The sequence below is a fragment of the Pseudomonas sp. No.21 genome (genome assembly GCF_054558415.1).
In genome coordinates this window covers 146,975-163,601 of record NZ_BAAJNO010000007.1, presented here as the reverse complement: position 1 = coordinate 163,601, position 16,627 = coordinate 146,975, and the positions used below count along the sequence as shown (strand labels likewise).

Annotated in this window: 13 protein-coding genes; 7 read left to right on the top strand and 6 right to left on the bottom strand. The window is 68.1% G+C overall.

Annotated elements, in window-relative coordinates; all coding sequences use genetic code 11:
* Positions 1-2: 2 nt before the first annotated feature.
* The 3 genes from xseA to ACYJSS_RS16015 all read right to left on the bottom strand — a co-directional run bounded on the left by xseA (position 3) and on the right by ACYJSS_RS16015 (position 3,452).
* Positions 3-1,382 (bottom strand): exodeoxyribonuclease VII large subunit, encoded by a 1,380-nt coding sequence (xseA, locus tag ACYJSS_RS16025; protein ID WP_236205456.1) that lies wholly within the window; start codon positions 1,380-1,382, stop codon positions 3-5.
* A gap of 47 nt (positions 1,383-1,429) precedes the next feature.
* Positions 1,430-1,981 (bottom strand): sugar ABC transporter ATPase, encoded by a 552-nt coding sequence (locus tag ACYJSS_RS16020; RefSeq protein WP_111263292.1) that lies wholly within the window; start codon positions 1,979-1,981, stop codon positions 1,430-1,432.
* A 571-nt stretch (positions 1,982-2,552) separates the two neighbouring features.
* Positions 2,553-3,452, bottom strand: a complete 900-nt coding sequence (locus ACYJSS_RS16015; RefSeq protein WP_111263293.1) for a LysR family transcriptional regulator — start codon at positions 3,450-3,452, stop codon at positions 2,553-2,555.
* A 109-nt stretch (positions 3,453-3,561) separates the two neighbouring features.
* On the opposite strand from ACYJSS_RS16015, the gene ACYJSS_RS16010 reads away from it, so the two are divergent.
* On the top strand, positions 3,562-4,341 hold the full coding sequence (locus ACYJSS_RS16010) for a sulfite exporter TauE/SafE family protein (RefSeq protein WP_111263294.1): 780 nt from the start codon (positions 3,562-3,564) through the stop codon (positions 4,339-4,341).
* 43 nt (positions 4,342-4,384) lie between these two features.
* On the opposite strand, the gene ACYJSS_RS16005 is transcribed toward ACYJSS_RS16010, so the two are convergent.
* Positions 4,385-5,740, bottom strand: coding sequence for an OprD family outer membrane porin (locus ACYJSS_RS16005; protein ID WP_236205457.1), 1,356 nt, complete (start codon positions 5,738-5,740; stop codon positions 4,385-4,387).
* Between the two features lie 95 nt (positions 5,741-5,835).
* The gene (locus ACYJSS_RS16000; RefSeq protein ID WP_111263296.1) at positions 5,836-6,549 is read right to left on the bottom strand and encodes an acid phosphatase; all 714 of its coding nucleotides are present in this window, start codon (positions 6,547-6,549) and stop codon (positions 5,836-5,838) included.
* A 521-nt stretch (positions 6,550-7,070) separates the two neighbouring features.
* Between ACYJSS_RS16000 and guaB the strand changes: the two genes are divergently transcribed.
* From guaB to tadA, 6 genes are all read left to right on the top strand, one after another.
* A complete protein-coding gene (gene guaB, locus ACYJSS_RS15995; protein WP_111263549.1) occupies positions 7,071-8,540 on the top strand; it encodes an IMP dehydrogenase in 1,470 nt (489 codons plus the stop codon).
* 112 nt (positions 8,541-8,652) lie between these two features.
* Positions 8,653-10,233 (top strand): glutamine-hydrolyzing GMP synthase, encoded by a 1,581-nt coding sequence (gene guaA / locus ACYJSS_RS15990; RefSeq protein ID WP_236205458.1) that lies wholly within the window; start codon positions 8,653-8,655, stop codon positions 10,231-10,233.
* Between the two features lie 180 nt (positions 10,234-10,413).
* On the top strand, positions 10,414-11,433 hold the full coding sequence (locus ACYJSS_RS15985) for an extracellular solute-binding protein (protein ID WP_111263551.1): 1,020 nt from the start codon (positions 10,414-10,416) through the stop codon (positions 11,431-11,433).
* Positions 11,433-13,013 (top strand): ABC transporter permease, encoded by a 1,581-nt coding sequence (locus ACYJSS_RS15980; protein WP_236205459.1) that lies wholly within the window; start codon positions 11,433-11,435, stop codon positions 13,011-13,013. Before ACYJSS_RS15985 ends, ACYJSS_RS15980 begins: the two co-directional genes overlap by 1 nt.
* A 168-nt stretch (positions 13,014-13,181) precedes the next feature.
* Complete coding sequence (locus tag ACYJSS_RS15975; protein WP_111263553.1) at positions 13,182-14,546, top strand: multicopper oxidase family protein; 1,365 nt, start codon at positions 13,182-13,184, stop codon at positions 14,544-14,546.
* A 1-nt stretch (position 14,547) separates the two neighbouring features.
* The gene (tadA, locus tag ACYJSS_RS15970; RefSeq protein WP_111263554.1) at positions 14,548-15,033 is read left to right on the top strand and encodes a tRNA adenosine(34) deaminase TadA; all 486 of its coding nucleotides are present in this window, start codon (positions 14,548-14,550) and stop codon (positions 15,031-15,033) included.
* 18 nt (positions 15,034-15,051) lie between these two features.
* On the opposite strand, the gene mltF is transcribed toward tadA, so the two are convergent.
* Entirely contained in the window at positions 15,052-16,509 is a 1,458-nt protein-coding gene (gene mltF, locus ACYJSS_RS15965; RefSeq protein WP_111263555.1) for a membrane-bound lytic murein transglycosylase MltF, read from the bottom strand.
* Positions 16,510-16,627 lie beyond the last annotated feature (118 nt).

Here is a 16,627-nt window from a genome sequence, read left to right as displayed (position 1 = left end):
TGTCAATCCAGCAGGGAAAGGGTGACCGGGGTGAGGTGGTTGTCTTCGACCCGCACGTCGAGCTCGCCCTCGCCCAGGCGGGCCTTGAGGCGCTGGCCGGGGCGGGTCTGGGCGGCGTTGCGGATGGCCTGGCCGCGCTCGTCGAGGAGGATGCTGTAGCCCCGGCCGAGCGTCGCCAGCGGGCTGACGACATTGAGCGTCTGCACCTGGCTCTGCAATTGCAGGCGGCGCTCCTTGAGGCCTTCCTGCATGGCCCGGGGCAGCCGCGCGGCGAGGCTGTCCAGGCGCTGGCGCAGCAGGCTCAGGGCCCGGCCCGGATGTTGCGCGGCCAGGCGGGTTTCCAGGCGCGCGAAGCGTTCCCGGCGGGTGCTCAGCTGGCGATCGAGGGCGCGTTGCAGGCGCATCTCCAGGTCGTCGAGGCGCTGGGCCTGCTGGCGCAGCCGTTCACCGGGGTGGCGCAGGCGGCGGGTCAGGCCCTCGACGCGCAGGTGGTGATGGGCGATCTGCTGCTGCATGCGCAGCACCAGGCGCCGCTGCAGGCTGTCCAGGCGCTGGCGCAGGCTGCTGGAATCCGGGGCCAGGAGTTCGGCGGCGGCGGAGGGCGTGGGCGCGCGGACGTCGGCGACGAAGTCGGCGATGGACACGTCCGTCTCATGGCCCACGGCGCTGACGATGGGCGTCTGGCAGGCCGCCACGGCGCGGGCCACGGCTTCCTCGTTGAAGCACCAGAGGTCTTCCAGCGAGCCGCCGCCCCGGGCCAGGATCAGCGCGTCGAAGCCCTGGGCATCGGCCCGCTCGATGGCACGGACGATCTGCGCGGTGGCCTCGCGGCCCTGCACGGCGGTGGGCACCAGGGTCAGTTCCACCTGCGGGGCGCGGCGGCGGAACACGCTGATGATGTCGCGGATCACCGCGCCCGTGGGCGAGCTGACGATGCCGATGCGCTGCGGGTGGGCCGGCAGTGGGCGCTTGGATTCGGCGTCGAACAGGCCTTCGGCGGCGAGCTTTTCCTTCAATGCCTCGAAGGCCAGGCGCAGGGCGCCGTCGCCGGCGGGCTCCACGGCGTCGGCGATCAACTGGTAGTCGCCACGGCCCTCGAACAGCGAGACCTTGCCGCGCACCTTCACCGCGAGGCCGTCACGCAGCGCCTGGCGCACCTTGGCGGCGTTCTGCCGGAACAGCGCGCAGCGCACCTGGGCCTGGCTGTCCTTGAGGGTGAAGTAGAGGTGGCCGGAAGCGGGCTTGGCCAGGTTGGAGATCTCGCCCTCCACCCAGACCTGGGGGAACACGTCCTCCAGCAGATGGCGGGCACGCTGGTTGAGCTGGCTGACGGTCAGCACCTCGCGGTCGAGGCCGAGCCGTTGGAAGGGGTCTTTGAACATGGACGGCATGATACGGGCGGCGAAGGTCCGCGCTCAATGCGCGCGGTTCAGTCTTCCACCCGCACCACGCGCACGGGGTAGCCGAGGCGATCGGCAAAGGCGGCGAGGAAGGCGCGATCGAAGCCGGCCTCGGTGCAGCCGTTGAAGATGAACGCCAGGTTGGAGAAGCCACAGGGCTGGAGGAAGAGGAAGCCGTTGATGTCGTCCTCGAAGCCGCATTCTGGGCAGGTGAAGTTGTCGGTCTCGCCCGGCCACCAGTTCTCCAGGCTCTCGAACAGCGGCTCGCCGATCTCGCGGCGGCAGTCCGGGCAGCCGGCCTCGCCGAGAAAGCCGCGTGCGGGGGTATAGATGCAGCGCTTGTCGACGATCTCCAGGCCGGTGCGCGGCTGGCCCAGCGGCACATGCGCGGGGTGTTCGGCGACCTTGCGGGCCCCCGGCGCGAGGGCGTGGACCATGCGGTTGCCGCCGCGGGCGAAGGCACTGGGCAGGGCCTCGACCACGTCCTGGCGGACCAGCCAGCGCAGCATGCGGCCTGCCAGGGCGTGATGGCCGGGCACGCTGGAGATCTGCGGGACGAGGATCAGTTGACGGGTTTCCACACGGGGCTCCGGGGGATCAGGGGCGCGCAGCTTAACCGCCAGTCGGCGGGCGTCAACCGCGAGGCGACGGAGTCGGTACTGTTTGCGTTAAGTGTTGCTAGAGGATTTGAGCCCAGTTGATTGCTGAGCTTTGCTGGTACTTCTGGTTTCGCCCACCCGGGCGAGTCCCTTTTCCAATCGTTGAAAAGGAACCAAAAAACTTGCCCCTCCATACGGGTCTGGCTGAAGCCAGACTTCCCTCGCTCCATCATCGTTCCAGGGGCACGCCGCGAAGGGCCATCCCTGGCCCATCGCGGCTCTCGCGACATCCATGTCGCTCAACCCCCTCCACGACGATTCGCTTGGCCTCCTGGGAAGGGGCGTTTGGCGGCTGCTTCAACGTTCTTCGCTCGAACCTCACATTGATGTGCCCACCAACCCAGCGCGCACGTGGTGGCGGCTTTTGTAGGATGGCGTAGAGCGAAGCGAAACTTATGCGGTGGAGGTGGCACAGGTCCATAAATGCCCGGAAACCACCGTACTTAAGCGTTTGCTTTAGAACCCCAACAGCGACGCAGATAAAGCCGCGGAGTCAGCCTGCGCCCAGTTGCTGGCAGAAGTGCTCCACCAGGCCCTGGCTCAGGGGCGTGCCATCGTGGCGCCAGGCCAGGGCGACCTGGCTGTCGCAGTCGGCATCGGCCAGCGCCAGGAAGCGCACCCCGGCAGGCGCGATGGCGCGCATCGAGGCCGGCACCAGGGCGACGCCGATACCGGCTTCGATCAGCTGCAGCTGGCTGGTCTTGCGCGACACGGCGCGGGCCGCACGGGGAAAGAAGCCCTGGCGAAGGCACAGCTCGGCGGCGCGGTAGCTCAGGCCGCCGCGCTGCATGTGCGGCACCGAGACGAAGGGTTCGTCCGCCAGGCGGGCGAGGGCGACCGGTCGTTCCTCGGCGGCCAGCGGGTGGTCGGCGGCGACGGCGAGCAGCAGGGCTTCACGGTATAGCGGCTGCAGGGCGAGCCCGGGGTACTGGCGCAGCACCGGCAGGCGCAGCAGGCACACATCCAGGCGGCCTTCCTGCAGGTCGGCCAGCTGTTGCTCGGAGGATTGCTGGACGATGTCCAGGTTCACCCCCGGGTGCAGGTCCAGGTAGCTGCGCAGGGGCGCCTGCAGCGGCGCGGCCAGGGGCACCGAGCTGGAATGGCTTAGGCGCAGGGTGCCGTGCTGGCCCTGGCCGACCTGGCGGGCCAGGTCGGCGGCGGCTTCCAGGTCCTGCAGCAGCCGTTGCGCCATTGGGTGGAAGGCGCGCCCTGCCGGTGTCAGCTCGACCTGGCGGGGGCCGCGCTCCAGCAGGGGGGTGGCCAGGTGGGTCTCCAGCTCGCGCATCTGCCGGCTGAGGGCCGACTGGGCGATGAACAGGCGTTCTGCGGCACGGCTGAAGCTGCCGCTCTCGACGATCGCGATGAAGGTGCGCAGTTGTCGTAATGAGATCACGGGGGCTCCTGCCATGCTTTTTGGAGATGGGATGAGGGCGTGGATTGTATTGGTCCCGTGCCCGCCGCGCTCGCTAGATTGGAGGCCTTCCCCTGCCGAGCGCCGTTCCATGAGTGTCGAAAGCCTGTTCGCCCTGCTGTCGTTTTCGCCCACCGACTGGTTGCTCATCGCCGGCGCCATCGCCCTGGCCTATGTGGTGTTCGGCATCGCCGGCTTCGGCACGGCACTGGTGGCCGGGCCGTTGCTGGTGAGCAGCCTGCCCATGGCGCGGATCATTGCGCTGCTGGTGCTGCTGGATTTCGTCGCATCCGCCGGCAGCTGGTTTACGGCGCGCCAGGCGGTGGCTGGGAGCGAGCTGCGCCGGCTGTTGCCCTGCATGGCGCTGGGCTGCGCCGTCGGTGCCTACGGGCTGGTGAACCTGGATGCCGAACTGCTGATGCTGCTGTTCGGCCTGTTCGTCTGCGCCTATGCCATCTGGTCGCTGTTCCTGCAGCCGGTGCGCCAGGCACCGATGAAGCCCCTCTGGGGGGTGCCCTTCGGTGTCTTCGGCGGCACCCTCGGGGCGCTGTTCGGTAGCGGCGGCTTCCTCTATGCGCTGTACCTCAGCGGCCGTCTGCCCGAGAAGGAGCAGATCCGCGCCACCCAGAGCGCGTTGATCGGCTGCAGCACCCTGGTGCGCCTGGGGCTGTTCGTCCTGGCCGGGCTCTACGCCGACTGGCAGATCCTGCTGCTCGCCCTGAGCCTGCTGCCGGCCATGGCGCTGGGGCTGTGGACAGGCCGGCGCCTGACCTTGCGCCTCTCCCGCGAGGCCTTCGTGCGGCTGGTCACCTGGCTGGTGCTGTGCAGCGGCGTGGCGCTGGTGGCGCGCTACCTGGCGCTGCAGCCTTGAGGGGCGCACCGCCCGCTGCGCCACTGAAGCGGGCGGCGCGGGACTAGAACAGCTCCAGCGGGTATTGGATGCGCAGGCGCGTCTGGTCGATGGAGGCGTCCGCGTAGGCGCGGTTGCTGCGGTGCCAGATCTGCGTGGCGCGCAGGTGCAGGTTCTTCAGCGGGCCACGGGAGAAGGTGTAGCCGAGGTCCAGGTCCAGCTCGTGGTGCTTGCCGTCGCGACCGTAGAGCCCGTGGTAGATGCTGTGGCCGGGGGCATGGCTGCCGTCTGCGCCCCAACCCCGCTGGTAGCGCAGGGCCAGGTTCAGCTCGGGCAGGCCCAGCCAGTTCAGGCGCTGGTCATAGCGAAGCTGCCAGGAGCGCTCGCGAGGGCCGTTGAAGTCCGAATACGCAGCGGCGTTGGCCAGGACGATCGACTGGCTGCTCTGCCCATCACCGAAGCCGATGTAGTCGAAGGGCGTGTCCGAGACGTTGCGCTGGTAGGCCAGGGTCAGGCGGTGCGGGCCCTGGCGGTAGGCGATGGCGTGGGAGCCGATCAGGTTGTCGATGGGGCCGAACAGCGAGTCGCCACTGTCGCGGGTGCGGTAGAGGTCGAAGCTGTTGCTCAGGGTGCCTGCGCCCAGCGCCCGTTCATGGCCCAGGTGCAGGTAGTGCTGGGTCCAGACGTCCTCCAGCTGCGCCAGGTAGTAGGAGAGGCTCCAGGGCCCGCCTCGATGACTGGCGCCCAGGTAGCTGGCGCCGTGGATATCGATGCCGTGCCGCTCCGGCCGCCCGTACACCGTTGAGATGGCACCACGGCTCTTGCTCTCGGTGGGGCCGGACAGCGCGGTGAAGCGCGCCGCCTCCAGTTTCAGCCCGGCCCAGTCACCCTGCAGGTGCAGGCCGTGGGCCATGCCGGGAATGATCCGGCTGTTGTCCGCCGCCAGCACGGGCGCCTGGGTGCTGAAGTTGCCGTACTTGAGCTGCGCATCGGCGATTTTCAGCTTGAAGGCGCCGCCGGCCTTGCCGTGGCTGTCTCGCGGGTGGCCCTGGCCGTCCACTGCCAGGGTGCCCGTGCCGGTGCGCCCGCCGCCGCTGTCGAGCTTGAACGCGGCCATGGCGAAGGCATCGACACCCAGGCCGATGAGACCGGGCGTGAAGCCCGAGTGGTAATGCAGTTGTACGGATTGCCCCCATTCCTGGCGGTAGCCGTTGCGTTCGTCGCGGGGTTTGTAGCGGTTGCGCCCGGCGTTGTTCGGGCCGTCGCGAAAGTCGCGGGCAAAGTACTGGTTGTCGAAGAACAGGCGGGCGTCGCCCTGGGCGAGGACGTCGCTCCAGGAGGTCTCCTGCGCCTGGCTGTGGCAGGCGAGGGCAGTCAACAGTGGCAGGCAGAGGGGGAGGGCGAGGCGATTCACGAACATGGTGTCGCTCCTTCTTACCGAGGCTACGGCTCCCTGCGTCGGGGGGTACCTTCCATGGCGGGCCGCGGCGTCACCCACCGCGGCCCGGGTGGGCGTCACTCCAGGGCGAGGTTGCTTCTCACCTCGCGCCGGGCGTGCTCGAAGTCACGCAGGGCGCCGGGGTTCTTCAGCAGTTCGTTGGCGAGTACCGCCGCGGATATGCGCCCGCCTTCCAGGTCGGTGGGGTAGTGCACGCCCGCCACCACGCGGCTTTGCGCGGCTGCTGCGGCCCGGGCGAAGAGTTCGGCGCGGTGCTCCGGCACCATCTTGGCCAGCAGGATGGCGGTGAGGTAGGCGTCCATGGTGTGGCCGCTGGGGTAGGACTCGCCCATGGGGGGCGGCAGTATCGGCTTCACCTCCTGGCTGAGTTCGTAGGGGCGGGGGCGGGCGAAGTGGTGCTTGGCGGGCATCAGCGTCTGCTCCAGGTCCACCAGCACGCGGCGGAAGAAGTGCGCGGTCTGCGGGTGCCGCTCGACGGTGAACGCCGCCCCGAGGATGCCCTGGGCGAAGGGGAAGGCCGCGTCGTCGAGGTGGTCGTCGCGTTTGGCCTGCTCCACCTGCTGCGGGGTGCGCTCGCGCTGGACGAGCAGCACGGTATCGAGGTCGAGCCGGTCGTCGGCGGTGCCGGCGGGTGGCGGCGGTGGCAGATACTCCGCGAGCTCCAGTGTCCGTTGCGGCAGGTAGGGCATGAGTTCCGGCTGCGTGGCCTGGGTGGTCGGACTCAGGATCAGCAGCAGGGTGGCGAAAAGGGGCAAGGGGGAACGGGTCATGGCGATGTCCTTTCCTCGGGGCGAACGGGGGTCGCCGCTTGATGGGCGGTGGTGGTGAGCGGGCGGGAGGTCTGGGGGCGCCTGGGGGCGGTGCGCGCGGGGCGCTCGGTGCTGCGGGGGAGTGGTGCGGGGATGGAGCCTGGCAGGGTGGGGCGGTCGCGGATCGCCGGTGCTGCGCTTGCGGCGGAACCAGGCACGGCCGTTGCGTTGCCCAGGGGGATCGGCCAGCGTCGAGTCGGCGGGTGACGGATGGAGGGCAAGGGGCTGGCGCATGGTTCCCACTCTTTATTCTTGTCGTTATCGGCGTCGGCGAATGCGCCCCGCCTGGGGCGCAGCGTCACGACGGAGTATCGGAAGGCCCGGCGCGGCGCCGCTATCCTGCAGATGCGGGATGGCACTCCATCGGAAAGGGTGGTACGGCAGTGAAGAAGGTGAGGCCGAGGGTAACGGTTTCATTGAGCGCGCCATCACAGCTGAGATATAATGCCGCGCTTCCAATTTTCCCGCCTGGGAGCCCCGCCATGCTGCGCATCAGCCAAGAAGCCCTCACCTTCGACGACGTACTCCTGATCCCGGGGTATTCCGAGGTCCTGCCGAAGGACGTCAGCCTCAAGACCCGCCTGACGCGCGGCATCGAACTGAACATCCCCCTGCTGTCCGCCGCGATGGATACCGTGACCGAAGCCCGCCTGGCCATCGCTATGGCGCAGGAAGGCGGCATCGGCATCATCCACAAGAACATGACCATCGAGCAGCAGGCTGCCGAGGTCCGCAAGGTGAAGAAGTTCGAGGCCGGCGTGGTCAAGGACCCGATCACCATCGAGGCCGACGCCACCGTGCGCGACCTGTTCGAGCTGACCCGCCAGCACAACATCTCCGGTGTACCGGTGCTGTCCAACGGTGATCTGGTGGGCATCGTCACCTCCCGTGACGTGCGCTTCGAGAACCGCCTGGACGCCCGCGTCCGCGAGGTGATGACGCCCAAGGAGCGGCTCGTCACCGTCAAGGAAGGCGCCGACAAGAACACTGTCCGCGAGCTGCTGCACAAGCACCGCATCGAGAAGGTCCTGATCGTCGACGACGCCTTCAGCCTGAAGGGCATGATGACCGTCAAGGACATCGAGAAGGCCAAGGCCTACCCGCTGGCCAGCAAGGACGACCAGGGTCGCCTGCGCGTCGGCGCCGCCGTCGGCACCGGTGCCGATACCGGTGATCGCGTCACCGCGCTGGTCAACGCCGGTGTCGACGTGATCATCGTCGACACCGCCCACGGCCACTCCAAGGGCGTGATCGACCGCGTCCGCTGGGTCAAGCAGACCTTCCCCGAGGTGCAGGTGATCGGCGGCAACATCGCCACCGGCGAGGCGGCCAAGGCCCTGGCCGAAGCCGGCGCCGATGCGGTCAAGGTCGGTATCGGCCCGGGCTCCATCTGCACCACCCGTATCGTCGCGGGCGTCGGCGTGCCGCAGATCTCCGCGGTCGCCAACGTCGCCGCCGCCCTGGCCGGTACCGGCGTCCCGCTGATCGCCGATGGCGGCATCCGCTTCTCCGGTGACCTGTCCAAGGCCATCGTCGCCGGCGCCTCCGCGGTGATGATCGGCTCCATGCTGGCCGGTACCGAAGAGGCGCCGGGCGAGGTCGAGCTGTTCCAGGGCCGTTCCTACAAGGCCTACCGCGGCATGGGTTCGCTGGGTGCGATGGCCCAGGCCCAGGGTTCTTCCGACCGCTACTTCCAGGACTCCTCCGCCGGTGCCGAGAAGCTCGTCCCGGAAGGCATCGAAGGCCGCGTGCCCTACAAGGGCGCCATGTCCGCGATCGTCCACCAGCTGATGGGCGGCCTGCGCGCCTCCATGGGCTACACCGGCTGCGCCACCATCGAGGAGATGCGCACCAAGCCGGAATTCGTGCGCATCACCGGGGCCGGCATGGCCGAGTCCCATGTGCATGACGTGCAGATCACCAAGGAAGCGCCCAACTACCGCGTAGGTTAAGGGGCCGCGTAACAGGTGCCGGAAGCTGGAAGCTGGAGGACGGAAGCATGACTTTCGCCCTGCACTTCCAGCTTCCGGCTTTCCGCTTCAAGCTCTTTCCGAAGGAAAGCTCATGGCTCATCAAGATATCCACGCCCACCGCATCCTGATCCTCGACTTCGGCTCCCAGTACACCCAGCTGATCGCCCGTCGCGTGCGCGAGATCGGCGTGTACTGCGAGATCCACCCGTTCGACATGGAAAACGATGCCATCCGCGCCTTCGCGCCCAAGGGCATCATCCTGGCCGGCGGCCCGGAGTCGGTGCACGAGGCCAACAGCCCGCGCGCCCCGCAGGCGGTGTTCGATCTCGACGTTCCGCTGTTCGGCATCTGCTATGGCATGCAGACCATGGCCGAGCAGCTCGGCGGCAAGGTGCAGGGTTCCGACCTGCGTGAGTTCGGCTATGCCCGTGTCGACGTGGTCGGCAAGGCCCGCCTGCTCGACGGCATCGAGGACCATGTCGACGCGGACGGCTTGCTGGGCCTGGACGTGTGGATGAGCCACGGCGACAAGGTCACCGCCATGCCCGAGGGCTTCCACATCCTCGCCAGCACCCCGAGCTGCCCGATCGCCGCCATGGCCGATGACGCGCGTGCCTACTACGGCGTGCAGTTCCACCCGGAAGTGACCCACACCAAGCAGGGCGGTCGCATCCTCTCCCGTTTCGTGCTGGACATCTGCGGCTGCGAAGCCCTGTGGACCCCTTCCAACATCGTCAACGACGCCATCGCCACCGTGCGCGCCCAGGTGGGCAGCAACAAGGTGCTGCTGGGCCTGTCCGGCGGTGTCGACTCCTCCGTGGTCGCAGCCCTGCTGCACAAGGCCATCGGCGACCAGCTGACCTGTGTCTTCGTCGACAACGGCCTGCTGCGCCTGCACGAGGGTGACCAGGTGATGGCCATGTTCGCCGAGAACATGGGCGTCAAGGTGATCCGCGCCAACGCCGAGGAACTGTTCCTGGGCCGCCTGGCCGGTGTCTCCGACCCGGAAGAGAAGCGCAAGATCATCGGTCGCACCTTCATCCAGGTGTTCGACGAGGAAGCCACCAAGCTCAAGGACGTGAAGTTCCTCGCCCAGGGCACCATCTACCCGGACGTGATCGAGTCGGCCGGCGCGAAGACCGGCAAGGCCCACGTGATCAAGTCCCACCACAACGTCGGTGGCCTGCCGGAAGACATGCAGTTCGAGCTGGTCGAGCCGCTGCGCGAGCTGTTCAAGGACGAGGTGCGCAAGATCGGCCTCGAACTGGGCCTGCCCTACGACATGGTCTACCGCCACCCGTTCCCGGGCCCGGGCCTGGGCGTGCGCATCCTCGGCGAGGTGAAGAAGGAGTACGCCGACCTGCTACGCCGCGCGGACCACATCTTCATCGAGGAGCTGCGTGCCTTCGACTGGTACCACAAGACCAGCCAGGCCTTCGTGGTGTTCCAGCCGGTGAAATCGGTCGGCGTGGTCGGTGACGGCCGTCGCTACGCCTGGGTCGTCGCCCTGCGTGCCGTGGAAACCATCGACTTCATGACCGCGCGCTGGGCGCACCTGCCCTACGAGCTGCTGGAGAAGGTCTCCAACCGCATCATCAACGAGATCGAAGGCATCTCCCGCGTCACCTACGACGTGTCGAGCAAGCCGCCGGCGACCATCGAGTGGGAATGACGGCGCGCGCCTGAAGGCCAGCGTCGGAGGCGCGGACCGCATGCGGTCCGCGCCTTTTTCATATCTGCCCCGGCTTCCTCTCATCTGCCGCAGCAACCTGTCGCAGCCTTTTCTTGAGAATGAAGCGCAGTTGGTCCGTATAATCGTTTCCGATTATTGCTGAGTTGATAGGAGTGGCTTATGTCGGCACGTCTCGTAACTGCGTTGGCCCGCGCCTGCGGCGCGGGTGTTCTGTCCCTCGGCCTGCTGCTGCCCCTGGCGGCTCGGGCCGACGACGCAGTGACCCTGACTCTGTACAACGGGCAGCACGAAGCGACCGGCAAGGCCGTCGCCGAGGCCTTCACCAAAGCCACCGGCATCCAGGTGCGCATCCGCAAGGGCGGTGGTGGCCAGTTGGCCAACCAGATCGCCGAGGAGGGCGAGCGCTCGCCCGCCGACATCATCTACACCGAAGAGGCACCACCGCTGATCAAGCTGGCCGGCCAGGGCCTGCTGGCCAAGGTGGACGACAGTGCCCTGAAGCAGGTCGAGCCGCAGTTCGCCGACCCCGCCGGCAACTGGATCGGCGTCACCTCGCGCGTGCGCGTGCTGGCCTACAACCCCGAGGAGCTGGGCGACCAGCCCCTGCCGCAGAGCGTGCTCGAGGTGGCCGACCCGGAGTGGAGCGGCAAGATCGCCTTCGTGCCCAGCAGCGGTGAGTTCCTCGGCCAGGTGGCCGCCATCATCAAGCTCCAGGGCCGCGAGAAGGCCGAGGAGTGGTTGACCGGCCTCAAGGCCTTCGGCTCCACCTACACCAACAACGTCATCGCCATGAAGGCGGTGGAGAACGGCGAAGTCGCCGCCGCACTGATCAACAGCTACTACTGGATGGCCCTGAAGAAGGAGAAGGGCGAGCTCAAGAGCAAGCTGCACTACTTCGCCGACGGCGATGCCGGCGGCCTGGCCAGCGTGTCCGGCGTGGCGGTGGTGAAGGCCAGCAAGCACCCGAAGGAGGCCCAGCAGTTCGTCGCCTTCATGCTCAGCGAAGAGGGCCAGAAGGCCATCCTCAGCCAGTCCGCCGAGTACCCGGTGAACCAGAAGGTGCCGGCCGACCCGCTGCTCAAGCCCTATGACCAGCTGCGCCCGCCCAAGCTCACCGCCGCCGACATCGGCCTGGCGGAAGACGCCCTTGAGCTGGAGCGCGAGGTCGGGCTGAACTGATGCAATCCGAAGTCCTGGACCCGGCCCTGGCGGCCTCGGCGTCGAAACCCCTCGGCCGCCGTCGCCGCACCCCGCCCATCTGGCTGCAGGTGCCGGTCCTGGCATTGCTGCTGGTCGCCGCGCTGCCCCTGTTCTACGTCGCCGTGCGCAGCTGGGAGTCCGGCTGGCACACCGCCTGGCAACTGCTGTGGCGCCCTTTCGTGTTCCACCTGCTGGCCAACACCATGAAGCTGATGGTGCTGGTGACCGCCGGTTGCGTGCTGCTCGGCCTGGCGCTGGCCTGGTTGGTGGAACGCAGCGACCTGCGCTGGCGCCGCCAGTGGAACGTGCTGCTGTGCCTGCCGTTCGCGATCCCGGCCTTCGTCGCCGGCTTCTCGTGGATTTCCATCAGCCCGGTGTTCGAAGGCCTCGGCGGCACGGCGCTGGTGATGATCCTGTCCAAGTACCCGCTGATCTACCTGCCGGTGGTGGCGACCCTGCGCAACCTCGACCCGGCGCTGGAAGAGTCCGCGCGCATGCTCGGCTACACCCGGCGCCAGGTGTTCTGGCGGGTGACCCTGCCGCTGCTGCGGCCGACCCTGATGGGCACCGGGCTGCTGGTGGCGCTGCACATGCTGGTGGAGTTCGGCGCGCCGTCGATCATGCGCTACCAGACCTTCACCACCGCCATCTACCAGCAGTTCGAGCTGGAATTCAGCAACGCCAACGCGGCGATGCTCTCGGCGCTGCTGCTGGCCCTGTGCATGCTGATGATGGGCATGGAGCTGCGCCTGCGCGGGCGCGGCTTCGCCCGTACCGGGCAAGGCGTGGCGCGGCGTACCGCGCCGGTGCGCCTGGGGCTGTGGGACTGGCCGATCCAGGCGCTGCTGGTGGCACTGGTGGTGGTCGGCTCGGGCACGCCGTTGGCCATGCTCGGCTTCTGGATCCACGAGGGCAGCTCGGCCGCCTTCCCGCTGATGGACATCCTGCGCACCCTGGGGGCGTCGCTGTACCTGTCCTTCGGCGGCGCGCTGATCAGTTGCCTGCTGGCATTGCCGGTGGGGCTGGTGGTGGTGCGCTACCACGGGCGCCTGGCGCGCCTGGCCGAGCGCCTGCCTTTCCTGCTGCACGCGTTGCCGGGGCTGGTGATCGCGCTGTCCCTGGTGTTCTTCGCCCTGGGGTATGCGCCGGCGCTCTACCAGACCACGCTGCTGCTGCTGGTGGCCTATGCCTTGCTGTTCATGCCGATGGCCCAGTCGCCCATCCGCGTGGCGCTGGAAAAGGCCTCGCCGCAGCTGGAGGAGGCCGCGCGCACCCTCGGCCAGACGCCGTTCCGGGCCTTCCTGCGGGTGACCCTGCCGATCATCTTCCCGGCCATAGGCGCCGGCTTCGTGCTGGTGTTCCTCGATTGCATGAAGGAGCTGACGGCCACGCTGATCCTCGGCCCGACCGGCCTGGACACCCTGGCCACCGCCGTCTGGTCGCACACTGCCAACCTGGAGTACGCCGCCGCCGCGCCCTATGCCGCGCTGATCGTGCTGGTGTCCGGGCTGCCGGTGTACCTGCTGACCACCCGTGCCTACCTGGGGCGCAACCGCTAGGCGGCTGTGGCATCTGGCCACGGCCCGGCGCTGCCCTGATGCAAGGGGGCTGTGCCAGAATGTGCCACCCGTGAGCCGGCCCATGCAGGCCGGCCTTCCTGTCGCCGCAGAGCGACAACGCACCGCCTGATGGCCCCGCGAAGCATTACTCACAGGAGCCTGGATTCCGTGTCATTCACCCGCAGACAGATTCTCGGCGGCCTGGTCGGCCTCGGCGTGGTCGGCCTGGGCGCCGGCGGCACCCGCTATTGGCTGGGCCGCAACCTCGATGCCAAGACCCACGACTACGAGCTGATCGCAGCGCCCCTGGACCTGGAACTGGTGTCCGGCCACGTCACCCCGGCCTGGGCCTATGGCGGCCAGGCGCCGGGCGTGGAGCTGCGTTCACGCCAGGGCGACTGGCTGCGCGTGCGCTTCATCAACAAGCTCGACGAGCCCACCACCGTCCACTGGCACGGCATCCGCCTGCCTCTGGAGATGGACGGCGTGCCCTACGTCTCGCAGCTGCCGGTGCTGCCGGGCGAATACTTCGACTACCGCTTCCGCACCGATGACGCCGGCAGCTTCTGGTACCACCCGCACCTGTCCAGCGCCGAGCAGCTGGGGCGCGGCCTGGTCGGCCCGCTGATAGTCGAGGAGCGCGAGCCCAGCGGCTTTCGTCACGAGCGCGTGCTCAGCCTGAAGACCTGGCACGTGGACGAGGAGGGCGCCTTCACCCAGTTCAGCGTGCCCCGCGAGGCGGCCCGCGAAGGCACCCGTGGGCGCCTGACCACCATCAACGGCACGCCGGCACCGACCCTGGAGCTGCCCGCCGGGCAGGTGGTGCGCCTGCGCCTGCTGAACCTCGACAGCACCATCACCTACCGCCTCAACATGCCGGGCGCGGAGGTGCGCATCTATTCGCTGGACGGCCACCCCATCGCACCGCGCGAGCTGGGCAAGGAGTATTGGCTTGGCCCGGGCATGCGCATCGAGCTGGCGCTCAAGGTGCCCGCCGCCGGCCAGGAACTGCCGCTGCGCAACGGGCCGCTGCGCCTGGCGACGCTGAAAAGCATCGCCACCGAGGAGGCCGCCGGCGACTGGCCGCCCGCGCTGCCGGCCAACCCGGTGCCGGAGCCGGACCTGGAAAAGGCCGAGACCCTCAGCTTCAAGTTCGAATGGGCCGCGACCCTGACCAGCGCCGCCGGCCGGCCGAGCAACTACTGGCAGATCAACGGCAAGGCCTGGGACATCCAGGACAAGACCTGCGCCGACCGCCCCATCGCCACATTGAAGAAGGGCGGCCACTACATCTTCGAGCTGCGCAACATGGCCCAGTACCTGCACCCGATCCACCTGCACGGCATGGCTTTCAAGGTGATCGGCTCGGACCGCAAGGACATCATTCCCTACTTCACCGACACCTACCTGCTGGGCAAGAACGAGACCGCGCGCATCGCCCTGGTGGCCGATAACCCCGGCGTGTGGATGTTCCATTGCCACGTCATCGACCACATGGAGACCGGCCTGATGGCCGCGATCGAGGTGGCCTGAGATGCGCCAGCCGATGATCGTCGACCGCAGCCGTGACGAGGACTTCATGCGTGAGGCCCTGGCCCTCGCCGCACAAGGCGCGGCCCTAGGCGAGGTGCCGGTCGGCGCCGTGCTGGTGCAGGACGGCCAGGTGATCGGGCGCGGCTTCAATTGCCCGATTTCCCGGCACGATCCCAGTGCCCACGCCGAGATGGTCGCCATCCGCGATGCGGCGCTGGCGCTGGAAAACTATCGCCTGGTGGGCAGTACGCTGTACGTGACCCTGGAGCCCTGCAGCATGTGCGCCGGGCTCATCGTCCATTCACGCGTGGCGCGCGTGGTCTATGGCGCCACCGAGCCCAAGGCGGGGGTGGCGATCAGCCGTGGCCAGTTCTTCACCCAGGACTTCCTCAACCACCGGGTGCTGGTGGAGGGCGGGGTACTGGCGGGGGAGTGCGGCGCGATCCTCAGCGAGTTCTTCAAGGCGCGGCGTTCGCCGAAGGGCTGAACGCCGCGCCGTACGCTGTCAGAGCGGCGGGGTGTCTTCGCTGGGCTTGCGCTTGTCGATGCCGGGGACGTGCAGGTTGCTTTCGGCCACCTGCGAGCCTTCCATCTGCGGCTGGGTCACCCAGGTGAGGATGTCGTAGTAGCGGCGGATGTTCTGCACGAAGTGCACGGTTTCGCCGCCACGGGCATAGCCGTAGCGGGTCTTGCGGTACCACTGCTTCTGCGACAGGCGCGGCAGCATCTGCTTCACGTCCAGCCACTTGTTCGGGTTCAGGCCCTCGGCCTCGGCCAGCTTGCGCGCGTCCCCCAGGTGGGCGATGCCGATGTTGTAGGCGGCCAGGGCGAACCAGGTGCGGTCCGGCTCCAGCAGCTCATCGGCCAGGCCCTGCTTGATCATGCCGAAGTACTTGCTGCCGCCGACGATGCTCTGCTTGGGGTCCAGGCGGTTGGCCACGCCCATGGCCTTGGCGGTGTCCTGGGTCAGCATCATCAGGCCGCGCACACCGGTCTTGGAGGTGGCGGTCGGTTGCCAGAGGGATTCCTGGTAGCCGATGGCGGCCAGCAGGCGCCAGTCCACCTGGTTGTCCTGGGAGGCCTGGCGGAAGTGCTGCTCGTACTTGGGCAGGCGCTGCTGCAGGTGCTTGGCGAAGGTGTAGGCGCCGACGTAGCCGAGTACGTCGACATGGCCGTAGTAGCGATCCTTGAGGCGCTGCAGGGTGCCGTTTTCCTTGGCCTTGTCGAGGAAGCCGTTGACCTCGCCGAGCAGGCTGTCGTCCTCGCCGGGCGCGACGGCCCAGGCCAGGTTGCTGGCGTCGCCCAGGTCGAAGGCGACGCGCACGTTGGGGAAGTAGACCTGGTTCATCGCCAGTTCGTTGGAGTCCACCAGGGTCAGGTCGATCTGCCCTTCGTCGACCATGCGCAGCAGGTCGACGATCTCGACTTCGTCGGACTCCTCGTACTTCAGCTCCGGGTACTGCACCTTGAGCGCGGCCAGTTGCTCGGCATGGCTGCTGCCCTTGAGCACCAGGATGCGCTGGCCGACGAGGTCTTCCGGGCGGGTAGGGCGGCGCTCGCCATTGCGGTAGATGACCTGCGGCGTGACTTCCAGGTATGGGTGGGAGAAGCGCGACTCGTGCTGGCGCGCATCGCTGGCGACGAGGCCGGCGGCGGCGAGCACCGGGCCGTTGGCCTGGCCGAGGCGGGCGAAGAGGTCGTCGAGGTTGTCGGCTGTCTCGATCTGCAGCTCGACGCCCAGGTCATCGGCGAAGCGTTTCACCAGTTCGTACTCGAAGCCGGTTTCGCCGTTGCGGTCCTGGAAATAGGTGGCCGGGCTGTTGCGGGTGACCACGCGTAGCACACCCTCCTCCTGAATGCGCTCGAGGGTGGACGGCTGTTTGCAGCCTCCGAGCAGCAGGAGGATTCCGGTCGCCAATAGCCAGAAGGCACGACGCTTGCGGAACACGGGTGGGGTGAACATCGGCGCAGTATACGCAAACCCCGATCCTTGCCATATCTCGACAGTGGAAATCTTCTCTGCTAGCCGCAGGCCCCCGGGGGTGGGCGTTTGCGGCCGATGCGCGCTCGCCCTGCCGCTC